Raw genomic sequence first — 22,764 nt, forward strand, 5'->3', positions numbered from 1 at the left:
AGGGTGCGCCTCGGGCATCGTGCACGTCCAGCGCACGGTCGTGCATGGTTCCCGGTAGCGCTGCTTCTCGATAGCCTGGGGTCATGATCGACCTCGCCGCCGTGGACGCGCTGCTCGCCGTCGAACGCACCGGGACCGTGCACGCCGCTGCGCGCGACCTCGGGTACACGCCGTCCGCCGTCTCGCAGCAGGTCAAGCGCCTGGAACGTGACCTCGGCGCGCGACTGCTCGACCGGGAGGGCCGCGGCGTCGTGCTCACGGCCGCCGGGCGGCGCGTGGTCGAGGAGGGGCGCGTGCTGCGCGAGCAGGTCGAGTCGTTGCGGGCCCGCCTGCACGACGCCGGCGCGCGCCCCACCGGGACCGTCCGGCTGGGGTCGTTCTCGACGGCGGTGCGCGGCGTCGTCGCACCGCTCGTCGCGCGGGTGCGCGAGGACGTCCCGGACCTGCGGCTCGTCGTCGAGGAGGCCGAGCCGTGGGACGCCGTCGCGGCGGTCGCGGCAGGCACGCTGGACCTCGCGCTCGTCCACCACTGGGAGGGCGTCGGCCTCGCGCTGCCCCCGAGCCTGCGCGCCGAGGAGCTCTTCCGCGACGAGGCCGACGTGCTCGTGCACGCGTCGAGCCCGCTCGCGAGCAGGCCCGCGCTCACGCCGCCCGACCTGCTCGACGAGACGTGGGTCTGCACCCCCGACGGCACGATCTGCTACGAGTGGTTCTGCCACATGTTCGCGCGCGAGCCGCGCGTGCCCCGCATCGACTTCCGGTGCCTCGAGTTCGCGTCGCAGGTCGAGGTCGTGGCGCAGGGCCTCGCCGTCGCGCTCGTGCCGCGGCTCGGTCGCGGCCCCCTGCCGTCCGACGTCGTCGCCGTCCCCGTGCGCGAGCCCGTCCCGACCCGCCCGGTGACGGTCGTGTGGCGCGCGACCATGACCGACGCCCCGGCGGTCCGCTACCTGCGCGAGCGGCTGCGCGACGCAGGAACTCGACGCGCGCCCGGGCCGTTGGGTACCGCGAGCGCACCCGCCACCGCACCGTCCGACGAAGGGGCACGATGACCGAGCACGAGCCGACCCGCAGGTCCGCCGACCCGCGCACCGTGGCGATCGCGGGCCTGATGACCGTCGCCTGGTACGCCGTGCCCGACGTCGTGCGGCCGCGCTGGGCGCGCGCGCTCGCCAAGACGGCGGTCGGGACCGCGGGGGTCGTGCTCACCCTGACCTCGACGGCCGAGGGGATCGAGGCGCGCGACGGCGTGCGGGCGCTGCGGGACGCGGCCCGGGCCGCGGGTCCGGACCACACCGAGCCTGCCGGCGCCCCGGCCGACCGCCCGGCAGACGCCGTGGGGGAGGACAACGCGTACGTCCCCGACCACGACGAGGCGACGCCCGTCCCGCCCGCGGTGGTCGCCGGAGGCGCCGTGGCCGGTCTCGCGCTCGCGACGACGCTCGTCGTGGCGGGAGAGAAGTGGGTCTACCGCCGGGGGGAGCGGCTGCGCGCCCGGGGCGTGCGTCTGCCGCACACGCGCGTCGGGCTCGTGCTCGGTGCGCTCGCCGTCGCGCTCGCGGCGGCCGAGCCCCATCTGTGGAACGCTGAGGACCGCTGAGGCAGAGACCCTCGCCGGTGCCGCCGGGGGGTCGTGCACCGTGCAGGCCTCCGCGACGGGAGGGGCGACGATGATCGGGATCGGGCTGGCGCTCGCGGGAGTCGCCGCGGCGATCCACGTGTACATCTTCGTCATGGAGTCGCTCACGTGGACGAGCGCGCGCACGCGCGCGACGTTCGGCACGTCGCGCGAGGAGGCCGAGGCGACCAAGGAGCTCGCGTTCAACCAGGGCTTCTACAACCTGTTCCTCGCGGTCCTCGTCGTCCTCGGCATCGTCCTGTACGCGGCGGACCGGGAGGACGTGGGCCTCACGCTCGTCGTCGCCGGGGCGGGGTCGATGGTCGCGGCCGGGCTCGTGCTGATCCTGTCGTCGCCGTCGAAGGCGCGCGCGGCGCTGGTGCAGCTCGTCCCACCGCTGCTCGGGGTGGTCGGCGTCGTCGTCGGTCTGGCCCTCTGAGACGCCGTGCCCGCGGCGTCAGGCGGACGCCGCGACCCGCATCGCGCTCAGCAGCCCGAGGCGGCTGAGGATGCGCTCGCGCTCCGCCTCCAGCTCGTCCCGGTAGCGGCCGCCGGCGGGCTCCACCGTCTCGAAGGCCTCGTGGCCCACGTACGACCCGGTCCGACGCGAGTACCCGGTGAGCTGGCGCTCCACGAGGGTGAGCTCGTGGCCGAGCCGCTCGAGGTGCGGGTCGAGCAGGTCTCCGGTCGAGGGCCGGGCGGGAGCGTCGGGGAGCGAGAAGGTCGTCGTCACCCTCCCCATCCGAACCCGAGTCCCGCCCGGCTGCATCTCGGGACGGTCCGAGCACCGGGCCGCCCGTCGTGCGAGGACGGCTCCCGGCGTCCCGGCCCTGAGACGCGCGGACGGCTGGCCCCGCTGCGCCGGTAGACTGGCCGTGCGCCGTCGTGCGCTCCCCGCTCAGCGCCCACCCGAGGGAAACGATGACCGCCCCCGCACCCCAGGCTTCCGCACGCTCCGACGCTCGTCCCGCCCCGGGGCCGACGCTGGACACCGTCGACAACGCCGCTGCCACCCCCGACGAGGTCCAGCCGTACGCCGAGCTCGGCCTCAAGCCCGACGAGTACCAGCGCATCCGCGACATCCTGGGGCGCCGCCCCACGGCCGCGGAGCTCGCGATGTACTCGGTCATGTGGTCCGAGCACTGCTCGTACAAGTCGTCCAAGGTGCACCTGTCGAAGTTCGGCACGGCCACCACGGACGAGATGAAGAAGCACCTGCTCGTCGGCATCGGCGAGAACGCGGGCGTCGTCGACATCGGCGACGGCTGGGCCGTGACGTTCAAGGTCGAGTCGCACAACCACCCGTCGTTCGTCGAGCCCTACCAGGGCGCCGCGACGGGTGTCGGCGGCATCGTGCGCGACATCATCTCGATGGGCGCGCGCCCCGTCGCGGTCATGGACCAGCTCCGCTTCGGCGCCGTCGACCACCCGGACACGGCGCGCGTCGTGCACGGCGTCGTGTCCGGCGTCGGCGGGTACGGCAACTCGCTCGGCCTGCCGAACATCGGCGGCGAGCTCGTGTTCGACGCCTCGTACCAGGGCAACCCGCTCGTCAACGCGCTGTGCCTCGGCGTGCTGCGCCACGAGGACATCCACCTCGCCAACGCGTCGGGCGTGGGCAACAAGGTCGTGCTGTTCGGCGCCCGCACGGGCGGCGACGGCATCGGCGGCGCCTCGATCCTCGCCTCCGAGACGTTCGAGGACGGCGTGCCCGCCAAGCGCCCGAGCGTCCAGGTGGGCGACCCCTTCATGGAGAAGGTCCTCATCGAGTGCTGCCTCGAGCTCTACGCGGCGAAGGTCGTCGAGGGCATCCAGGACCTCGGCGCCGCCGGCATCTCCTGCGCGACGTCGGAGCTCGCCTCCAACGGCGACGGCGGCATGCACGTGTGGCTCGACGACGTCCTGCTGCGCGACCCCACGCTCAACGCCGGCGAGATCCTCATGTCGGAGTCGCAGGAGCGCATGATGGCGGTCGTCGCGCCCGACAAGCTCGACGAGTTCCTCGCGATCACGAGCAAGTGGGACGTCGAGACCGCCGTCATCGGCGAGGTCAACGACTCCGGCCGCCTGACGATCGACCACCACGGCGAGCGCATCGTCGACGTCGACCCGCGGACCGTCGCGCACGAGGGCCCGGTCTACCACCGCCCGTACGCACGCCCGTCGTGGCAGGACGGGCTCAACGCCCGCACCGTCGAGGCCGACGCGCTCGCGCGCCCCGAGAGCGGCGACGACCTGCGTGCGACGGCGCTGCGCCTCCTCGCGTCGCCGAACCTCGCGTCGAAGGAGTGGGTGACGAACCAGTACGACCGGTTCGTCCAGGGCAACACCGCGCTCGCCCAGCCCGACGACTCGGGTGTGATCCGCGTCGACGAGAGCACCGGTCTCGGCGTCGCGCTCGCGACGGACGCGAACGGCCGCTACGGCAAGCTCGACCCGCGCACGGGCGCGCGCCTCGCGCTCGCCGAGGCGTACCGCAACGTCGCGACCACGGGCGCCCGCCCGCTCGCCGTGACCGACTGCCTCAACTTCGGCTCGCCCGAGGACCCCGACTCGATGTGGCAGCTCGTCGAGGCGATCGAGGGCCTCGCGGACGCGTGCCGCGAGCTCGGCGTCCCCGTGACCGGCGGCAACGTGTCGCTCTACAACGGCACCGGCGAGCCGGGCCAGATCGACTCCTCCATCCACCCGACCCCGGTCGTGGGTGTGCTCGGCGTGCTCGACGACGTCGCGCACGCCACCCCGTCGGGCTGGCGCGAGACGGGCGAGAGCATCTACCTGCTCGGCACGACGCGCCCCGAGCTCGACGGCTCGGCGTGGGCCGAGGTCGAGCACGGGCACCTCGGCGGCCTCCCGCCGCAGGTCGACCTCGCGGCGGAGAAGGCGCTCGCCGGCGTGCTCGTCAACGCGAGCCGCGACGACCTCGTGTCGGCCGCGCACGACCTGTCCGAGGGCGGCCTCGTCCAGGCGCTCCTCGAGGCGTCGCTGCGCTTCGGCGTCGGTGCCACGGTGTCGCTCGACGCGCTCGCCGAGCGCGACGGGGTCTCCCCGTTCGAGGCGCTGTTCTCCGAGTCGACGGCACGCGCGCTCGTCGCGGTGCCGCGTGGCGAGGAGTCCAAGCTCGTCGACGCGTGCGTCGCGCGCGGCGTCCCGGTGCTGAAGATCGGCGAGACGGGCACCGAGCCCGGCGCCGCCGCCGAGTCGGGCGAGGCGCTCGAGGTCACGGGCCTGTTCACCGTCCCGCTCACCGAGGCGGACGCGGCCTTCCGCGGCACGCTCCCGGCCATCTTCGGCTGACACCCGCTCCACCGACGCCCCGGTCGCCGCACAGGTGACCGGGGCGTCGTCGTCCGTCCTCGACCCGACGTCGTGCCCGGCGGGTGGGCGGGTTCCGTGGAGGTCGGCGGGCGGGGTGGTGCGGCGGGTCGCGGTGCGTGTCGCGACGGTGTCAGAGTCCGGGCATGACCTCGGCGACCACGAGCCTCCCGCCCGCGCGCGTCACTTCCCGACGGCGGGCCGGCGGCCCGGTGCTCACGGTGCTGCTCTCCATCGGGACTGCGGCGGTCGTCCTGCTCACGCTCGTCCGCGCCGTCCCGTACGACGCCGTGACGCCGCTCGCGCAGGTCGTCGGGTTCACGCCGTTCGTCGCGGCCGCGGTCGTCGTCGGTCTGGTGGTCACGCTCGTCGCGCGCCGGTGGGTCCTCGCGGCGCTGCTCGCGGTGTGCGTCGCCGCGCAGGCGGTGTGGCTGGTGCCGGCGTTCGTGCCCGGTCCGGCGCCGCCCGACGACGCGGCCTCCCTGCGCGTGCTGGGCGCCAACGCGTGGCTCGGGTCGGCGGACGCCGAGGCGCTGGTCGACCTCGTGCGCGAGCAGGACGTCCAGGTGCTCGCGGTGCTGGAGCTGACGACGGACCTGCGCGAGCGCCTCGTCGCGGCGGGCATCGAGGACGTGCTCCCGTACGGCGCCGACGCGAAGGTCGGGTCCGGGGCGCTCGGCAGCGGGCTGTGGAGCGTGTACCCGCTCCGCGACGTGGACGTCGAGCCGTTCTCCAACGACGCCATGCCGTCCGCGACGGTCGAGGTCGACGGCGTGCCGGTGCGGGTCACCGCGGTGCACCCGATCCCGCCCATCCCGGAGTACGTGCGGGTCTGGGGCGAGGAGACGGCCGCCCTCGCCGAGCGCGCGGCGGCGGACCCCCTCCCGCAGGTGCTGGTCGGCGACTTCAACGCGACCCACGACCACGCGACGTTCCGGCGGCTCCTCGGTGACCGGTTCCACGACGCGAGCCGCGCGTCGGGCGGCGGGCTCGACCTGTCGTGGTCGCCGCGGCCGGGCACCGTGCCGCCGGTCCTGAACCTCGACCACGTGGTGACGGACCGGGAGAACGTCGTGACCGACGTCGACTCCCTGCCCGTGCCCGGCAGCGACCACCGCGCGATCGTCGCCACGGTCCACGTGCCCCGCCCCTGACGCCGAACCCGGGTTTGTTCCCGGGCTCGGGTGCCGAACCCGGGAACAACCCCGGGTTCGGCACCTTGGGGGCGGGGTCAGCCGCGGGCGGGCTCCGGCTCGGCCGCGCCGGGGTCGGTGGCGGCGTGGTCCGGGTCCACGTCGGGGTGGTGCGGGTGGCGACGCTCCAGGGCGGCGCCCTCGACGTCGACGTCGGGCAGGATGCGGTCGAGCCAGCGCGGCAGCCACCACGCCTTGTCGCCCACGAGGTGCATGAGGGCCGGGACGAGCAGCATCCGTACGACGAACGCGTCGACCAGCACGCCGAACGCGAGCGCGAACCCGATGGGCCGGATCATCGCGCTGTGCGAGAAGACGAACCCGCCGAAGACGGAGATCATGATGATCGCCGCCGCGGTCACGACGGCCCGGCCCGCGCGCACGCCCTGGACGATCGCGACCCGCGCGGGAGCGCCGTGCGCGTACGCCTCGCGCATCCCCGAGCCGAGGAAGAGCTGGTAGTCCATCGCGAGGCCGAACAGGATGCCGACGAGGATCGTGGGCAGGAAGTTGAGGATCGGTCCCGGCGTCTCGACGCCGAACACCCCCGACAGCCAGCCCCACTGGTAGATCGCGACGACCCCGCCGAGCGCGGCGAAGTAGGACAGGATGAACCCGAGGGTCGCGACGACCGGCACGAAGATCGACCGGAACACCAGCACGAGGATGACGAGCGACAGCCCGACGACGACCGCGAGGTAGATCGGCAGCGCCTGCGCGAGCTTGTCGGAGATGTCGATGTTGCCGCTGGCCGAGCCGGCGACGCCCAGCGACGCCTTGCCGTCGGGGGCCTCGACGTCGCGCAGCGCGTGCACGAGCTCCTCGGTCGACTCGCTCGTGGGCCCCTCGGCGGGGATCACCTGGAACGCGGCGACGGTGCGGTCCTCGGACGTCCCGATCGGGGCGACCGCGACGACGTCGTCGAGCGCGAAGAGCGACCGGGCGACCTGCACCTGGTACTGCAGCGCCTCCGCCTCGGTGGGCTCGCCCGGGAGGTCGGCGACGACGAGCAGCGGGCCGTTGGTGCCCTCGCCGAACTGCTCGGCGATCGTCGAGTACGCGCGGTACTGCGTGGAGTCGTGCGCCTCGGACGACCCGTCGGGCAGGTTGGTCCGCAGGTCGAGCGCGGGGATCGCGATCACGGCGAGCGCGGCGATGCTCAGCAGCGCGGTGCCCACGGCCCGCAGGGTCGTCATCGGCCGGGCGGGTGCCTGGCCCGACGGCGCGGCGGAGCCCCCGGTGCCCGACGCGCCCTCGCCGGCGGTCGCCCCGGCGAGCGCGGCGCGCTCACGCTTGCTGAGGATGCGCGGTCCGATCATGCCGAGCAGCGCCGGCGTGAGGGTCACGGCGATGAGCACCGCGATCGCGACGCACAGCGCGCCGACGGTGCCCATGAGCCCGAGGAACGGGATACCGGTCACGTTGAGCGCGAGCAGCGCGACGAGCACCGTCGCACCCGCGAACACGACGGCGTTGCCCGACGTCCCGTTCGCGAGCCCGATGGACTCGTGCACGTCGTCGCCCTGCTTGAGCTGGCGGCGGTGCCGGTTGACGATGAACAGCGAGTAGTCGATCCCGACCGCGAGCCCGAGCATGAGGCCGAGGACGGGGGTCACGGACGACATCTCGACGACGCCGGAGAACGCCATCGCGGTCAGCGCGCCGATCCCGACCCCGACGAGGGCCGTGAGGATCGGCAGCCCGGCGCCGACGAGCGTGCCGAGCATGACGACGAGGACGATCGCCGCGACGACCAGGCCGACCGCCTCGCCGACACCGAAGACCTGGGGCACGCCCTGGGTGATGTCGGCCGAGAAGTCGGTCTGGACGCCGTCGACCGGGTCGTCGGCGAACACGGCGACGAGGTCGTCCTTGGTCTGCTGCTCGATGTCCATGTTGGGCTCGGTGAACGCGACGCTCGCGACCGCGGCGCTCCCGTCCTCGGAGACCATGCGGATCTCGGACGCCATCTCGAGCAGGGGCGCGGAGAGCTCGAGCTGGGCGGACTGCTCCTCGAGCGTCGCGCTCTGGTCCTCGAGCGCGGTCCGCTGCTGGGCGAGCGCCGCGGCCTGGGTGTCGAGCTCCTCCCGGCCGGCGTCGAGCTCCGCCTGCTGCGCGTCGAGCTGCGGTGCGGCCTGGGCGAGCGCACCGGCGGCCTCCGCCTGAGCGCGGGCCGCGTCGAGCTGTTCCTGGCCGGCGTCGAGCTGGGCGCGGGCGGCGTCGATCTGCGCCTGACCGGCGTCGAGCTGGGTGCGGCCGTCTTCGATCTGCGTCCGCCCCGCCTCGATCTGCGTGCGGCCGTCGTCGACCTGAGCGGCCTGGTCGGCGAGCTCGGCCTGCGTCGCGAACGGGTCGATCACCGTCTCGACGCCGTCGACCTCCTCGGCGTCCGCGATGCGGTCGGCGATCACGGCCTCCTGCTCGGAGGTGAACGCGGACCCGTCCTCGGTGGTGAAGACGATCGTGCCGCTCCCGCCGGACGCCTCGGGGAGGGCCGTCTGCAGCCGGTCGGTCACCTCCGCCGTCGGCGTCCCCGGGATCGAGAAGCTGGTGGCGAGCGTGCCGCCGAACGCGACGAACGCCGCGCCGGCGAGGACGAGGACCGCGAGCCATGCCGCGAGGACGGTCTTCGCCCGCCGCGCGCACGCGCGGCCGAGGCGGTACAGGAGTTCAGCCATGGGGGTCCTTCGGTGGGAGGTCCGGTGAGGTCCGGGTGCGTCGTGGAGCGGGTCGGGTGCGGGTCGGTCGGCGGTGCTCTCGGGCGTCAGGCGGTGGTGGCGTGGCCGGTGCGCGTTCGCGTGACCAGCTGGTCGAGCAGGTCGTCCCACGTGCGGCGTGACGCGTCGTCGTCGGCCGCGCCGGTGGCGGCCCACCAGCGTCGCTGGATCACGAGCACGCCCGCCATGAGCGCGGCGACGAGCATCTCGATCTCGAGCGGGTCGACGTCGGGGTGCCGGCGCGTCGTCTCGGCGACCAGGCGCTCGGCGAGGTGGGTGAACGTGCGCACGACCATCGTCGTGACGCGCGGGGTGGGCTCGGTCGCGGTGCCGCCGAGGGCGCGGGTGAGGTAGGCCATGGGACCGACGAGGTCGGTGCTGCGGAGCGCTGCGGTGAGGTCGTCGAGCGGGGTCGTGCGGTCGGTGCCGGGTTCCGCCGCGCTCGCCCCGAGCGCGTCGACCACCGTGCCCAGCACGTCCTCGCACACCTCGACCACCACGTCGTCGAGCGACGCGAAGTGGTTGAAGATCGTGCGCCGCGCGACGTCCGCGCGTGCGGCCAGCTCGTCGACGGTGAACCGGGCACCGCCGTTCTCCTCCATGAGCGACGCCGCCGCGTCGACGATCGCCCGGCGGTGCCGTGCGCGCAGCGCGGTACGGCGGTCGGTCGCGGGGCCGGTCACGAGGCCGGTCGTAGAGCTCGTCGCAGAGCCCGTCGCAGGGTCCGTCGCAGGGTCCGTCGCCGGGTCGGTCACGGGCGCGCCCGACGGCTCGGTCGCGGAGGGGAGGGGCACCTCTTGACACTAAGTGCATTGATGCACTCGGTGCAAATAGCGCCCTGGACGACTCAAAGTTGACCGATCAAGTCCAGTATGTGGGAAGGTCTCCTCGGTGCGTTGACACCCCGCGGTGGCCGCTCGTAAGTTCCCGCGCAACCGAGGTCGACGTACCTCGGTCACAGGACATGGTCATGAGCTCCGACATCAAGCCCCGGCTCGTCGGACGGCAACCCTCCCGCGCGGCGGGGTGCCCCGGGTGAGGACCAGGCCCCGCGTCGCGCGGACAGCGCGTGGTACGGGGCAACGACGCGGAGCCCGGCGACGGGCACGAAGGAGACGGACGATGGACCGGCGAGAGTCGAGCACCGCGGTGAGCACCGCGCACGCGTCGACGTGCCCCTGTCCGTTCGCGGGCGGCCCTGGCGCCCGCGCCCTCGGGACCGCGGGTCCCGCGCGCGTCGCCTGTTGTCGCTGACGACGACCCGTCCCTGACACCCCGCGCGAACAGCGCGCGGTCCGGGTCCCTCCCGGCTTCCCAGCCCCGTCCTGCCGCCGCGCGCGGCCGGACCGCCCCTGCCCACCCTCCGGCACCCTGCCGCGCCCTGAGCGCGCCGTCGGCTCAACTGAGAACGGATCCTCGCGATGTCCGACCCCCGCCCCGCCCGCACCCTCCACCTCGGCGTCGACCTCACCGACGCCGGCGCGCACCCCGCCGCCTGGCGGACCGTGGGCTCCCAGGCCCAGCGGCTCTTCGACGCCAAGCGCCTCGTCGAGCTCGTCGCCACCGCCCAGCGCGGCCTGCTCGACCTCGTCACGCTCGACGACGCGTTCACGCTCCAGCCTGGCCGCAACGGGTCCGTGCGGGGCCGGCTCGACGCCGCGCTCGTCGCGTCCCGCCTCGCGCCCCGCAGCGCGGGCATCGGTCTCGTCCCGACCGTGACGACCACGCACACCGAGCCGTTCCACGTGTCCAAGGCGATCGCGACGATCGACCACGTGAGCGCGGGCCGCGCGGGGTGGCAGGTCGGCTGGTCCACGACCCCGGCGGAGGCCGCGGCGTTCGGTCGCAAGGGCGCGCAGGACGAGCCCGACGCGGTCGCCGAGGCAGACGAGGCCGTCGAGGTCGTCACGCGGCTGTGGGACTCGTGGGAGGACGACGCGGAGATCCGCGACGTCGCGACGGGCCGGTTCGTGGACCGCGAGAAGCTCCACTACGTCGACCACGAGGGCATCCGCTTCGCCGTCAAGGGGCCGTCGATCACGCCGCGCCCGCCGCAGGGCCAGCCGCCCGTCGTGGTCCGGGCGGACACGCCCGCGTCGCTCGACCTCGCAGCCCGCCGGGCCGACGTCGTGCGGGTCCGCGCCGCGACGCGCGACGAGGCCATCGAGCTCCGGTCGCAGGTGCGCGACGCCGCCGCGAGCGCCGGACGCGACCCCGACGCGCTCCGGGTCCTCGTCGACGCCTACGCCGTCATCGGCGACACGCGCGCGAGCGCCCAGGCCCGCCTCGACCTGCTCGAGGACCTCGAGGGCGTCTCGTGGGACACCGACTCGCTCACGCACGTCGGCACGGCGCGCGATCTCGCGGTCACGGTCGAGGAGTGGGCGCACGCCGGCGCGGCCGACGGGTTCCTGCTGCGACCGTCGTCCCTGAGCACCGACCTCGACGCGATCGTCGACGGCGTCGTGCCGCTCCTCCAGGGCGCGGGCCTGTTCCGCACGGCCTACCCCGGGACGACGCTGCGCGACACGCTCGGCCTCCCGCTCCCCGCCAACCGCTACGCGGCGATCGCCTGAACCCGGACGGACCGACGACATGAGCACGCGCCCCCGCAAGCAGATCCACCTCGGCGCCCACTTCCCGGGCGTCAACAACACCACAGTCTGGAGCGACCCCCGCTCGCGCAGCCAGATCGACTTCGCCTCGTTCGAGCACCTCGCCCGCCGCGCCGAGGACGCGAAGCTCGACTTCTTCTTCCTCGCAGAGGGCCTGCGCCTGCGCGAGCACAAGGGCCGCATCCACGACCTCGACGTCGTGGGGCGCCCCGACACCCTGCCCGTGCTGGCCGCGCTCGCGGCGGTCACGGACCGCCTCGGCCTCGCGGGCACGATCAACACGACGTTCAACGAGCCGTGGGAGCTCGCGAAGCAGTTCGCGACGCTCGACCTGCTGTCCGAGGGCCGCGCGGCCTGGAACCTCGTGACGAGCCCCGACGCCTTCACGGGAGCCAACTTCCGCCGCGGCGGCTACCTCCCGTACCCGGAGCGCTACGCCCGGGCGGCCGAGGTCGTCGAGGTCGCGCGCGCCCTGTGGGACTCGTGGGACGACGACGCGGTGCTGGCCGACCGCATCGCGGGCGAGTTCCTGCGCCCTGGGTCGGTGCGGCCGGTCGCGCACCACGGGACGTACGCGGACGTCGTCGGGCTGTTCGAGACGCCGCGCGGGCCGCAGGGCCACCCGGTCCTGTTCCAGGCGGGCGACTCCGCCGACGGCCGCGACTTCGCCGCCCGGACCGCCGACGTCGTGTTCTCCGCGCACTCGACGTTCGACGCCGGGCGCGCGTTCTACGAGGACGTCAAGGGACGCCTCGCTGCCCACGGGCGGGACCGGGACTCCCTGAAGATCCTGCCCGCGACCGTCGTCGTGCTGGGCGACACGCCCGCCGAGGCGGAGGAGCGCGCGCGGGAGATCCGGCTCCAGCAGGTCTCGGGCCCGACGGCGATCGCGTTCCTCGAGCAGGTCTGGGGCCGCGACCTCGAGGCGTACGACCCCGAGGGGCCGCTGCCCGACGTCGAGCCCGACACGGAGAACCTGTCGATCACGCGGGGCCGCGTGCGGCACGCGAAGGACCCGGCGGCGGTCGCCGCGGCGTGGCGCGAGCAGGCCGAGGCGAACGGCTGGTCGATCCGCGAGCTCGTCCTCCAGGTGACGTCGCGCGGCGGGTTCGTCGGCACGCCGCAGCAGGTCGCGGACGACATCGACCGCCACGTCCAGGAGGACGCCTCCGACGGCTTCATCCTCGTCCCGCACCTCACGCCGGGCGGGCTCGACGACGTCTTCGACCGCGTCGTCCCGCTGCTCCAGGAGCGCGGCTCGTTCCGCACGGAGTACGAGGGCACGACCCTCCGCGAGCATCTCGGCCTCGCACGGCCCGGAGCCGCGCCGCGGGCCGCCGACCCCGAGCCGGCCTCGGCCGAGCTCGTCGGCTGACCGCAGCCCGACCCGCACCAGTCCCGCAGACCTGCACCGCACCGACCTCGGAGGACCCATGAGCACGAGCACGCCGACCGCCACGGGCGCCGTGGCCACCGCGCCCACCACCGGCACGCCCGTCGCCGCCGCGTCGCCCCCGTCGCCCGACGCCACGGCGTGGGCCGGCTGGCACGCCGAGCGGGAGGAGGCGCTGCGCCCGCCGCACGGCTGGCTGAGCCTCGTCGCCTACCACTGGCTGCCGACCGAGCCCGCCGCGCTGCCGGGCGTGCCCGGACTCTGGTGGGCCGACGCCGACGGCGCGCACCATCGCGCGGGCGCGGACGGCGCCGTGCGCACGACGGCGGGCGCGGCCGTCACGACGGTCGTCGTCCCGGAGGGCGGGTCGTCGGTCGCGGGGACGTACCTGCCGGAGGGCCGGGAGCCCGGGACCGATCGGGCGACCGCTCGGGGCGGTGCGCACGACGAGCGGGACGAGACGCGCGAGGTCGCGGTCGAGGTCGTGCGCCGCACGGGCCGGTACGCGGTCCGCCTGCGCGACCCGCTCGCCCCCGCCCGGCTCGCGTTCGACGGCGTCCCGACCTTCGCGCACGACCCCGCCTGGGTCGTGGACGCGGCGGTGCGCTGGTACGACGCGCCGCGGTCCGTCGTGGTGGGCGCCGCGCGTCCCGGCCTGGTGCACCACGTGAGCACGGTCGGCGAGGTCGACCTCGTCGTCGAGCGCGACGGCGTCTCCCACCGCGCGACGCTCGTCCTCACGGGAAAGGCCGGCGGCGCGGTGACGCTGCTGTTCAGCGACGAGGCGGACGACGTCGCGACCTGGCGCGTCCTGTGGGTGGACGCCGACGTGGCGCCCGGTACCGACGCGCGCGTGCGGCTCGACCTCAACCGCACGATCAACCTCCCGTACGCGTTCAGCGACTTCGGGACGTGCCCGGCACCGGTCGAGGGCAACCACGTGCCGTTCGCCGTCACCGCGGGCGAGAGGGCACCACGGTGACCGCGCTCGCCGCGCGCCCCGCCCCGCGCGGGGCGGTCGAGGGAACGCGCGAGGTCCGGTCCGTCGCGATGCACGACCCGCTCGTGCGGCCGCTCCTCGACGAGCTGTCCCACGAGTACTGGACCCGGTACCAGCGGGTGCTGACCGCGGACGAGCTCCGCGCCGAGATGGAGCACTACCCCGCCCAGGACTTCGCGGCGCCGCACGGCGAGCTCGTGCTGGTGCTGGAGGACGGCGAGCCGGTCGCGGGCGGCGCGTTCCGCCGTCGGACCGAGCCGGAGCTCGGCGACCCGGCGCGCCTCGCCCGACCGTCGGCACGGCGCGCCGACGGGTCGCCCGCCGTGCGGACCGCAGAGCTCAAGCGCATCTGGACGCACTCGGCGCACCGGCGCCGCGGGCTGGCGCGCGTCGTGCTCGCCGAGCTGGAGCGCCGCGCGGTCGAGCGCGGGTACCGGCGCGTGTACCTCACGACCGGCCCGCGCCAGCCCGAGGCCGCCGGCCTGTACCTCGCGACGGGCTACACGCCCCTGTTCGACACCGGGACCGATCCGGAGGAGATCGGCCCGCTCGCCTTCGAGAAGTGGTTGGAGGTCGCGCCATGAGCACCGTGTCGCTCCCGCAGGACGAGTCCCGGCAGCTCGCGCCGCCGTCGGGCCGGCACCCCGCCGACCGGCGTGGTGTCGAGGACGCGCTACCGCTCGAGAGCCTGCGCATCGTCCCCGCGCGCCACCCCGGCCGGTGGGCAGCGACGGTCGGCGTGGCCGTGCTGCTCGCGATGGTCGTCAGCTCGCTCGTGACGAACGACCGCTGGGAGTGGGACGTCGTCGCGCAGTACCTCACGTGGCCCTCGATCCTCGAGGGCGCGTGGGCGACGATCCGCCTGACGCTCGTCGCGTCGGTCGTCGGGTTCGCGCTCGGCACGGTCCTCGCGCTCATGCGGCTGTCGCGCTCGCCGCTCCTGCAGTCGGTGTCGTGGACGTACACGTGGGTGTTCCGGTCCGTGCCGCTGCTGCTGCAGCTCCTGCTCTGGTACAACCTCGCGTACCTGTACCCGTATCTGAGCGTCGGCATCCCGTTCGGGCCCGAGTTCCTGTACTTCGACACGCTGTCCGTGATCGACAAGTTCTGGGCCGCGATCCTCGGCCTCGGGCTCTCGCAGGCCGCGTACTCGGCGGAGATCGTGCGCGCCGGGATCCTCTCGGTCGACCAGGGGCAGCAGGAGGCGGCAGCGTCGCTCGGCATCCCCAAGCGGCGCCAGGTGAGCCGCATCATCCTGCCGCAGGCGATGCGCTCCATCATCCCGACGGCCGTCAACGAGGTGATCGGGCTGCTCAAGGGCACGTCGATCGTCTACGTCCTCGCGTACGGCGAGCTGTTCTACATCGTGAGCGTCATCTACGGCCGCAACGGCCGCGTCGTGCCGCTGCTCATCGTCGCGTCGATCTGGTACCTCGTGCTGACCACGCTCATCACGGTCGTCCAGTACTACGTCGAGCGGCACTACGCGAAGGGCGCCGTGCGCACGCTGCCCCCGACGCCGCTGCAGAAGGCACGCTGGACCGTCCTGGTCTGGGCGGCGCGGCTCTCCGGCCGGCCGGTGTCCGACTCCGTCCCGCCCGCGTACGCGGCCCGCGCCCGCGTGGGCGTGCTGACGCGCACCGCGCGCACGTCGGGAGGTGCGGCATGAGCGCCGCCACCGCGACCGGCGCCACCGCGACCGCAGGCGTCGCGACCGCCGGGCTCGTCGAGATCCACGGCGTCCACAAGAGCTTCGGCACGCTCGAGGTGCTGCGCGACGTGTCGCTCACCGTCCCGCCCGGGTCCGTGACGGTCGTGCTCGGCCCGTCGGGCTCCGGGAAGTCGACGCTGCTGCGCGCGATCAACCACCTGGAGAAGGTCGACAAGGGGTTCATCTCGCTCGACGGCGAGCTCATCGGGTACCGCCGCAAGGGCAACACCCTGCGCGAGCTCAAGGAGCGCGAGATCCTCGGCCAGCGCACCCAGATCGGGTTCGTCTTCCAGAGCTTCAACCTGTTCCCGCACCTCACCGCGCTGGAGAACGTCGTCGAGGCCCCGGTCTCGGCGCAGCGCCGCCGCCGCGAGGACGTCGAGCCCGAGGCTCGCGCTCTGCTCGAGCGCGTCGGGCTCGCGGACAAGGCCGACGCCCGACCGCGCCAGCTCTCCGGAGGCCAGCAGCAGCGCGTCGCCATCGCCCGCGCGCTCGCGCTGCGACCCAAGGTGCTGCTGTTCGACGAGCCGACGTCGGCGCTCGACCCCGAGCTCGTCGGGGAGGTGCTCGAGGTCATCAAGGACGTCGCGAGCACCGGCACCACGCTCGTCGTCGTCACGCACGAGATCGGCTTCGCCCGCGAGGTCGCCGACACCGTCGTGTTCATGGACGACGGCGTCGTCGTGGAGCAGGGCACGCCCGCCGAGGTGCTCGACCACCCGCGCCACGACCGCACCCGGGCCTTCCTCCAGAAGGTCCTCTGACCGGCTGCGCGAGCCCGGGTCCACGACCCGGGGACCGACACAGCCCTCGACCCCCCGACGTCGTCACCCGCGACCGGCCGCCCGGCCGTCCCGCACCGCACTCCCCGCGTCGACCGACGCACCACCCGAGAGGTAGGACACCCGTGACCGCAACGACCACCCGCGCCCGCGCCCCCCGCGCGCTCGCCGCCCTCGCCGTCGTGCCCCTGCTGGCGCTCGCGGCCTGCTCCGGGGTGAGCACCGAGGCCCCGGCCGCCGCGGAGGAGGGCGCGGCCACCGAGGAGAGCACGACCTCCGTGTCGGACGCCCTCGACGTGAGCACGAGCCCGGACCAGGACCGCATCCGCACCACGGAGTCGGCCGAGGCCGTCGCGCTCCTCCCGGACGCGTGGAAGGACAAGGACGAGCTCGTCGTCGCGATCTCCGCCGGCGCGGCGCCGCCGCTCGGCTTCCTCGCCGACGACGACGAGACGCCCATCGGCAACGAGACGGACATCGCGCAGCTCGTCGCCGACGCGCTCGGCAAGGACCTGCGGCTCGAGGTCAAGGCGTGGGCCGACTGGCCGCTCGCGCTGGGCTCGGGCGACGTCGACGCCGTGATCTCCAACGTCACCGTGACCGAGGAGCGCAAGGAGACCATCGACTTCTCCACGTACCGCAACGACGAGCTCGGCTGGCTCGTGGGCGCCGACTCCGACATCACGTCGATCACGAAGCGCGAGGACATCGCGGGCAAGGTCGTCGCGGTCGGCTCCGGGACGAACCAGGAGAAGATCGTGCTCGAGTGGGACCGCCTCAACCAGGAGGACGGCCTCGAGCCCATCCAGGGCCCCGAGTACTACGAGCAGTTCTCCGACGTCCTGCTCGCTCTCCAGTCCGGGCGCATCGAGACGTACGTCGGCCCCAACGCGTCGCTCGCGTACCAGGCGGCGATCTCCCCGCAGGACTTCAAGGTCGTCGGCACGCTCAACGGTGGCTGGCCGGACACCGCGCAGATCGCCGTCGCCACGAAGAAGGGCAACGAGGTGGCCCCGGCCATCACGGCCGCGATCAACCACGCCATCGAGGACGGCACGTACCTCGAGGTGCTCCAGCGCTGGGGCCTGGAGTCGGAGGCCGTCGAGGAGTCGCAGACCAACCCGCCCGGCCTGCCGAAGACGGAGTGACCCGCGCATGACCACCAGCACCCAGCACGTCGACCACCTCGTGGTCGGGGGTGGCGTGATGGGCTCGGCCGCCGCGTGGCAGCTCGCCCGGCGCGGGCGCGACGTCGTGCTGCTCGAGCGCTTCGCGCCCGGGCACGCGCACGGCGCCTCGCACGGGACGTCGCGCATCTACCGCACGACGTACGCCGAGCCCGAGTACCTCGACCTCGCGCAGGAGGCGCTCGGCCTGTGGCGCGAGGTCGAGTCGGAGACCGGCACCGAGCTCCTCGACGTCACCGGCGGCGTGAGCCACGGGCGGCGCGACGGCGCCGCCGAGCGCCGCGCGGACGCGATCGGCGCCGCGTTCGCGGCCCGCGGGATCGAGCACGAGTGGCTCGACCCCGGGGCCGCGAGCGAGCGGTGGCCGGGGCTGCGGTTCGAGGGCCGGGTGCTGCACGAGGTCGCGACGGCCGGGCGGCTCCACGCCGACCGCGCCGTCGCGGCCCTCCAGGGGGCCGCCGCCGCACGGGGCGCCGACGTCCGGCACGAGGTCGCCGTCCGGCACGTCGAGCGGGTTCCCGAGGGCGTCCGCGTCGTCACCGGCGGCGGCGACGTCGTCGCACGGGTCGTCGTCGTGACGGTCGGGGCGTGGAGCGCGGGGCTGCTCGGCGGCCCGACCGGCGGGCTGCTGGGGCAGGAGCTCCCTCTCGTCGTCACCCAGGAGCAGCCCGCGCACTTCGCGCTCGCCGCGGGCGCGTCCCCGCAGGGATGGCCCGCGTTCACGCACGACGTCGGCCCCGGCACAGCGTGGCCGAGCGGCGTCTACGGCCTCGCGACACCGGGCGAGGGCGTCAAGGTCGGCTTCCACGGCGTCGGCCCCGTCGTCGACCCCGACCGGCGCTCCTACCGGCCTGAGCCGGGCCAGCTCGCCGCGCTGCGCGACTACGTGCGCACGTGGCTGCCCGGCCTCGACCCCGACGCCTACGTCCCCGTGAGCTGCACGTACACCACGACGCCGGACCACGACTTCGTGCTCGACCGCCGCGGCCCCGTGGTCGTGGGGGCCGGGTTCTCCGGCCACGGCTTCAAGTTCGCCCCGGCGATCGGCCGCGTGCTCGCCGACCTCGCCACCACGTCCGACGGCGTCGCCGCGGCCGAGCGGTTCTCGCTCGCCCGGCTCGCCGCGCTCCCCGAGAGGACCGCCTCATGACGATCGCTCCCGCACCCACCGCGGCGGACGCTCCGGCTCCGTCCGCAGCCCCCGGGACGCTCCCCGCGCCGCCGCACGACACCGACGGAGCCCGGGCTGCGCTCGCTGCGCGGTACGGCGTGGACCCCGCGACCGTCGAGGACGTCGCGCCCGGCGCGACCGAGGGACTGGCACCCGTCGTGGACCGTCCGGGCACCGTCCTCGCGACGCAGCTCCGTCACCGGACGGTGCGCCGCTACCTGACCGACCCGCTGGCCGACCACGTCGTGCCGACGCTCGTCGCCGCCGCGCAGTCCGCTCCGACGTCGTCGAACCTCCAGCTCTGGAGCGTCGTCGCCGTCACCGACGCCGTGCGCAAGGACCGGCTCGCGGCGCTCGCGGGCGACCAGGCGCACGTCCGGACCGCGCCGCTGCTGCTCGTGTGGCTCGCGGACCTCGCCCGGGCGCGCGCCCTCGGTGAGCGCGAGGGTGTCCGGCTCGAGGCCACCGACTACCTCGAGACGACCGTCGTCGCGTTCCTCGACGCCGCGCTCGCCGCGCAGAACGCCGTCGTCGCGGCCGAGTCCCTCGGCCTCGGCACCGTGTACATCGGCGCGCTGCGCAACCACCCCGCGCAGGTCGCGGCGGAGCTCGGCCTGCCCGAGGGCGTCGTCGCGGTCGTCGGGCTCGTCGTCGGGCACCCCGACCCCGCGGGCGGCGAGCGCGTCAAGCCGCGGCTGCCCCAGGCCGCGGTGCTGCACGCCGAGCGCTACCGGGCCGCGGGCCAGCACGAGCACGTCGCGGCGTACGAGCAGCGGATCGCGCCCTTCTACCGCGAGGAGGGGCTCGACGGCGGGTGGCGCGACCGCGTCGTCGACCGCCTGCGCGTCCCCGGCGCCCTGCGCGGGCGCGCCCACCTGCGACCCACGCTCGCCGCGCTCGGGTTCCCGTCCAAGTAGCCCGGTCCCGTCCCGCGGTCGGGAGCAGCCAGGATCCACCGCTCCACGACCAGCCACCACTCCACCACCAGCCGCCGCTCGACCACCGGCCGCCGCTCCACCACTGAAGGAAGCCATGTCGTCCCACCAGCACCCGCACCAGACCGCCACCGCCGGCGGGCCGCGACCGGCGTCCGGCCGCGTCCCGCTGTCCGTCCTCGACCTCGCGATCGTGCCCGAGGGGGCGACGGGCCAGGACGCGGTGCGCCGCGCCGTCGGGCTCGCGCGCGACCTCGACCGGCTCGGCTACCACCGCGTCTGGTACGCCGAGCACCACCTGTCGCCCGGGGTCGGCTCGGCCTCGCCCGCCGTGCTCGCCGCGGCCGTCGCGGCCCGGACCGAGCGCATCCGCGTCGGCAGCGGAGCCGTGCTGCTGAGCACGACGAGCCCGCTCGTCGCCGCCGAGCAGTTCGGGACGATCGCCGCGCTGCACCCGGGCCGCGTCGACCTCGGTCTGGGGCGGGCGTTCACTCCGCCGAAGGACGCGACAGGCGCGCAGGGCAGCACGCAAGGCACCGGCGGTCCGCTGCGGACCGCGCCGCGCGGTACGACCGGGCCGCGCGTCGTCGAGGGGCTCTACGTCCCGGGAGCGCCGCCGTCGAACGTCAACGACTCCGTGCTGCGCGAGCGGATCCTCGCCCAGAAGCGGATCGTCGGCGCCTCGCGCACGCCGGTCAGCTTTCGCGACGAGCTCGACCTCGTGCTCGGTCTGCGTGCCGGGACGTACCGCGACGAGCACGGGACGCCGTACGTGAGCCCGCCCGTCGAGGGTGCCGACTGGGACCTGTGGGTCCTCGCGTCGAGCCCCGGTGAGAGCGCGCGCGTCGCGGGCGAGCTCGGGCTGCCGATCGCCGCGAACTACCACGTGGCACCGTCGGCGACGATCGACACCGTCGCCGCCTACCGCGAGGCGTTCCGGCCCGGGGTGCTCGACGAGCCGTACGTCGTCGTGTCCGCCGACGTGCTCGTCGCCGACACGATCGAGCGGGCGCGCGAGCTCGCGACGCCCTTCGCCGACTGGGTGCTCTCCATCCGCAGCGGCGTCGACGGCGCGATCGCGTACCCCGAGCCGGGCACCTCGCCCGCGTGGGAGGAGCGACCGGAGGCCGAGCGCGCGCTCGTCGCCGACCGCGTCGACACGCGGATCGTCGGCGACCCGGAGACGGTCGTGCAGCGGCTCGAGACGCTGCGCCGCGCGACCGGCGCCGACGAGCTGCTCGTCACCACCGCGACCCACGACGCCGACGACGCGCGCCGCTCGTTCGAGCTGCTCGCGGAGCACTGGTTCGCGAGCTCTGCCCCCGACGCGGCCGCGGGCGCCGCCGTCGTTCCCGCACTCGCCACCACCCCCTGACGCGAGATCGACCCCTGCGTCGCCAGATCGACCTCCTGAAGGTCGATCTCGGGCGTGCGGGTCGATCTCGCGACGACCTTCGAAGGAGACGCTCCACCATGACGACCCCGCCCCTCCAGACCGCGACCGACGCCGGCGCCAAGGTCGCCGACGGCGCTCTGCTGATCGACGTGCGCTCGGCCGGCGGCCGCGCCGCTCACGGCGAGATCCCCGGTGCCACGCTCGCGGACCGCAACGACCTCGACGCGCTGTTCGGTCCCGCCGGCAACCCGGCGATCTCGCTCGACACGCCCGTCGTCGTCGTGTGCGGGTCGCCGAACGGCTCCGGCCCCGTCGCCGAGGCGCTCGCCCAGCGCGGGTACACGAACGTCTCGCACGTCGACGGCGGCTTCCCGGCCTGGAAGGACGCCGGCCTCCCGGCGTCCGACCCGGTCGAGGCGCCCGCTCCGTCCGCCGAGCCGGTGGCGTCCCACGAGCCGGCGGCGTCCCCGGAGCCGACGGCGCCCGCCCGGCCCTGAGCCGGCGTCCGACCCGCACCGCGCCTGCCCGACGCGGGCGCCACCCGCACCGCGAACCACCCGCACCCACACCCACACCCACACCCACACCCACACCCACGGAGACACTCATGCCCGTCGAGTTCCTCGGCATCGCCACGACCAACGACGCCTCGGAGACCACCGAGCGCACGACCGCCGCGTTCGACCCCGCCTACCTCGAGCGCATCGTGCGCGCGCACGAGGACAACGGCTGGACGCGCGTGCTCTTCGCGTACGGCTCCTCCGGCCCCGAGCCCGCAGCGCTCGCCGCCTACACCGCGGCGCGCCTCGACTCGATCGAGCTGCTGCTCGCGCACCGGCCCAACGTGTCCTACCCGACCTACGCCGCGAAGACGTTCGCGACGCTCGACCAGCTCTCCGGCGGGCGGCTCTCCGTCCACTTCATCACCGGCGGCAACGACCACGAGCAGGGCCGCGAGGGCGACACCCTCACCAAGGACGAGCGGTACGCGCGCACCCACGAGTACATCCAGATCGTCAAGCAGGCGTGGGCGAGCGCCGAGCCGTTCGACCACCACGGCCCGTTCTACGACTTCGACGACTTCGTCCTCGACGCCAAGCCGTTCGAGGGACGTACCCCGACGATCTCGTTCGGCGGGTCGTCGGACGCCGCGTTCCGTGTCGGCGCGGCCGAGGCCGACATCTACGCCGTCTGGGGTGAGCCGCTCGACCGCACGGCCGAGCAGATCGCGCGCGTGCACGCCGAGGCCGCGGCGGCGGGACGTGCGACGCCGCCGCGCATCCACGCTGCGTTCCGGCCGATCGTCGCGCCGACCGAAGAGCTCGCGTGGGAGAAGGCGCACCGCGTCCTCGACCGGATCGAGGCCCGCAAGGCGGCGGCCGGCGGGCAGCTCAGCCGTCGGCACCCGATCGACAAGCCTGAGAACGCGGGCTCGCAGCGCCTCCTGGAGATCGCCGCCCAGGGTGAGCGCTACGACACCGCCCTGTGGACCGCGACCGCCAAGGCCACCGGCGGCGCCGGCAACTCCAACGCGCTCGTCGGCACGCCCGAGCAGGTCGCGGAGGCCCTCCTCGCGTACTACGACCTCGGGGTCCGCGTCATCTCCGCGCGCGGCTACGACCTGCTCGACGACGCGATCGACTTCGGCCGCTACGTCATCCCGATCGTCCGCGAGGAGGTCGCGAAGCGCGACGCCGCCACCGCGGAGGCCGCGGCGGCCTGACGATCGGCCGG

Annotated in this window: 20 protein-coding genes and 1 riboswitch; of the genes, 17 read left to right on the forward strand and 3 right to left on the reverse strand. The window is 74.7% G+C overall.

Going from position 1 to position 22,764, the window contains the following annotated elements; genetic code table 11:
* Window positions 1–83 precede the first annotated feature (83 nt).
* From ACN9MS_RS03210 to ACN9MS_RS03220, 3 genes are all read left to right on the forward strand, one after another.
* Window positions 84–1,049, forward strand: coding sequence for a LysR family transcriptional regulator (locus ACN9MS_RS03210; RefSeq protein WP_426310696.1), 966 nt, complete (start codon window positions 84–86; stop codon window positions 1,047–1,049).
* Window positions 1,046–1,597: a hypothetical protein gene (locus tag ACN9MS_RS03215; RefSeq protein ID WP_426310697.1), complete on the forward strand. Its 552-nt coding sequence runs from the start codon at window positions 1,046–1,048 to the stop codon at window positions 1,595–1,597. Before ACN9MS_RS03210 ends, ACN9MS_RS03215 begins: the two co-directional genes overlap by 4 nt.
* Before the next feature lie 70 nt (window positions 1,598–1,667).
* Window positions 1,668–2,054, forward strand: a complete 387-nt coding sequence (locus tag ACN9MS_RS03220) for a DUF1304 domain-containing protein (RefSeq protein WP_426310698.1) — start codon at window positions 1,668–1,670, stop codon at window positions 2,052–2,054.
* An 18-nt stretch (window positions 2,055–2,072) separates the two neighbouring features.
* Here the strand turns inward: ACN9MS_RS03220 and ACN9MS_RS03225 are convergent, their stop codons facing one another.
* On the reverse strand, window positions 2,073–2,348 hold the full coding sequence (locus tag ACN9MS_RS03225; protein WP_426310699.1) for a hypothetical protein: 276 nt from the start codon (window positions 2,346–2,348) through the stop codon (window positions 2,073–2,075).
* A gap of 188 nt (window positions 2,349–2,536) precedes the next feature.
* On the opposite strand from ACN9MS_RS03225, the gene purL reads away from it, so the two are divergent.
* The gene (purL, locus tag ACN9MS_RS03230; protein WP_426310700.1) at window positions 2,537–4,912 is read left to right on the forward strand and encodes a phosphoribosylformylglycinamidine synthase subunit PurL; all 2,376 of its coding nucleotides are present in this window, start codon (window positions 2,537–2,539) and stop codon (window positions 4,910–4,912) included.
* A gap of 164 nt (window positions 4,913–5,076) precedes the next feature.
* On the forward strand, window positions 5,077–6,084 hold the full coding sequence (locus tag ACN9MS_RS03235; protein ID WP_426310701.1) for an endonuclease/exonuclease/phosphatase family protein: 1,008 nt from the start codon (window positions 5,077–5,079) through the stop codon (window positions 6,082–6,084).
* A gap of 77 nt (window positions 6,085–6,161) precedes the next feature.
* On the opposite strand, the gene ACN9MS_RS03240 is transcribed toward ACN9MS_RS03235, so the two are convergent.
* Together ACN9MS_RS03240 and ACN9MS_RS03245 are read right to left on the reverse strand one after the other, a co-directional pair.
* Window positions 6,162–8,801: an MMPL family transporter gene (locus ACN9MS_RS03240; RefSeq protein WP_426310702.1), complete on the reverse strand. Its 2,640-nt coding sequence runs from the start codon at window positions 8,799–8,801 to the stop codon at window positions 6,162–6,164.
* A gap of 86 nt (window positions 8,802–8,887) precedes the next feature.
* On the reverse strand, window positions 8,888–9,634 hold the full coding sequence (locus tag ACN9MS_RS03245; RefSeq protein WP_426310703.1) for a TetR/AcrR family transcriptional regulator: 747 nt from the start codon (window positions 9,632–9,634) through the stop codon (window positions 8,888–8,890).
* A 172-nt stretch (window positions 9,635–9,806) separates the two neighbouring features.
* Window positions 9,807–9,914, forward strand: a riboswitch (SAM riboswitch).
* Between the two features lie 347 nt (window positions 9,915–10,261).
* Here ACN9MS_RS03245 and ACN9MS_RS03250 point away from each other — a divergent pair.
* The 12 genes from ACN9MS_RS03250 to ACN9MS_RS03305 all read left to right on the forward strand — a co-directional run bounded on the left by ACN9MS_RS03250 (window position 10,262) and on the right by ACN9MS_RS03305 (window position 22,753).
* Window positions 10,262–11,416, forward strand: a complete 1,155-nt coding sequence (locus ACN9MS_RS03250) for an LLM class flavin-dependent oxidoreductase (protein WP_426310704.1) — start codon at window positions 10,262–10,264, stop codon at window positions 11,414–11,416.
* A 19-nt stretch (window positions 11,417–11,435) separates the two neighbouring features.
* Window positions 11,436–12,830 (forward strand): NtaA/DmoA family FMN-dependent monooxygenase, encoded by a 1,395-nt coding sequence (locus tag ACN9MS_RS03255; protein ID WP_426310705.1) that lies wholly within the window; start codon window positions 11,436–11,438, stop codon window positions 12,828–12,830.
* 58 nt (window positions 12,831–12,888) lie between these two features.
* The gene (locus tag ACN9MS_RS03260; protein WP_426310706.1) at window positions 12,889–13,830 is read left to right on the forward strand and encodes a DUF1684 domain-containing protein; all 942 of its coding nucleotides are present in this window, start codon (window positions 12,889–12,891) and stop codon (window positions 13,828–13,830) included.
* Window positions 13,827–14,432 carry a GNAT family N-acetyltransferase gene (locus ACN9MS_RS03265; protein ID WP_426310707.1) on the forward strand — a complete coding sequence of 202 codons (606 nt, stop codon included), beginning with the start codon at window positions 13,827–13,829 and terminating at the stop codon, window positions 14,430–14,432. Before ACN9MS_RS03260 ends, ACN9MS_RS03265 begins: the two co-directional genes overlap by 4 nt.
* Window positions 14,429–15,517, forward strand: a complete 1,089-nt coding sequence (locus ACN9MS_RS03270) for an amino acid ABC transporter permease (protein WP_426310708.1) — start codon at window positions 14,429–14,431, stop codon at window positions 15,515–15,517. Before ACN9MS_RS03265 ends, ACN9MS_RS03270 begins: the two co-directional genes overlap by 4 nt.
* On the forward strand, window positions 15,514–16,323 hold the full coding sequence (locus ACN9MS_RS03275) for an amino acid ABC transporter ATP-binding protein (protein ID WP_378231054.1): 810 nt from the start codon (window positions 15,514–15,516) through the stop codon (window positions 16,321–16,323). Before ACN9MS_RS03270 ends, ACN9MS_RS03275 begins: the two co-directional genes overlap by 4 nt.
* Before the next feature lie 143 nt (window positions 16,324–16,466).
* Window positions 16,467–17,489, forward strand: a complete 1,023-nt coding sequence (locus ACN9MS_RS03280; RefSeq protein WP_426310709.1) for an ABC transporter substrate-binding protein — start codon at window positions 16,467–16,469, stop codon at window positions 17,487–17,489.
* 7 nt (window positions 17,490–17,496) lie between these two features.
* On the forward strand, window positions 17,497–18,678 hold the full coding sequence (locus ACN9MS_RS03285) for an FAD-dependent oxidoreductase (RefSeq protein ID WP_426310710.1): 1,182 nt from the start codon (window positions 17,497–17,499) through the stop codon (window positions 18,676–18,678).
* Window positions 18,675–19,616, forward strand: a complete 942-nt coding sequence (locus ACN9MS_RS03290) for an NADPH-dependent oxidoreductase (protein WP_426310711.1) — start codon at window positions 18,675–18,677, stop codon at window positions 19,614–19,616. Before ACN9MS_RS03285 ends, ACN9MS_RS03290 begins: the two co-directional genes overlap by 4 nt.
* Window positions 19,617–19,731: 115 nt before the next feature.
* Window positions 19,732–21,009: an LLM class flavin-dependent oxidoreductase gene (locus tag ACN9MS_RS03295; protein ID WP_426310712.1), complete on the forward strand. Its 1,278-nt coding sequence runs from the start codon at window positions 19,732–19,734 to the stop codon at window positions 21,007–21,009.
* 98 nt (window positions 21,010–21,107) lie between these two features.
* Window positions 21,108–21,527: a rhodanese-like domain-containing protein gene (locus tag ACN9MS_RS03300; RefSeq protein WP_426310713.1), complete on the forward strand. Its 420-nt coding sequence runs from the start codon at window positions 21,108–21,110 to the stop codon at window positions 21,525–21,527.
* Window positions 21,528–21,637: 110 nt separating this feature from the next.
* Window positions 21,638–22,753, forward strand: a complete 1,116-nt coding sequence (locus ACN9MS_RS03305; protein WP_426310714.1) for an LLM class flavin-dependent oxidoreductase — start codon at window positions 21,638–21,640, stop codon at window positions 22,751–22,753.
* Window positions 22,754–22,764 lie beyond the last annotated feature (11 nt).

The sequence above is a fragment of the Cellulosimicrobium sp. E-16 genome (genome assembly GCF_049913115.1).
GTDB lineage: Bacteria > Actinomycetota > Actinomycetes > Actinomycetales > Cellulomonadaceae > Cellulosimicrobium.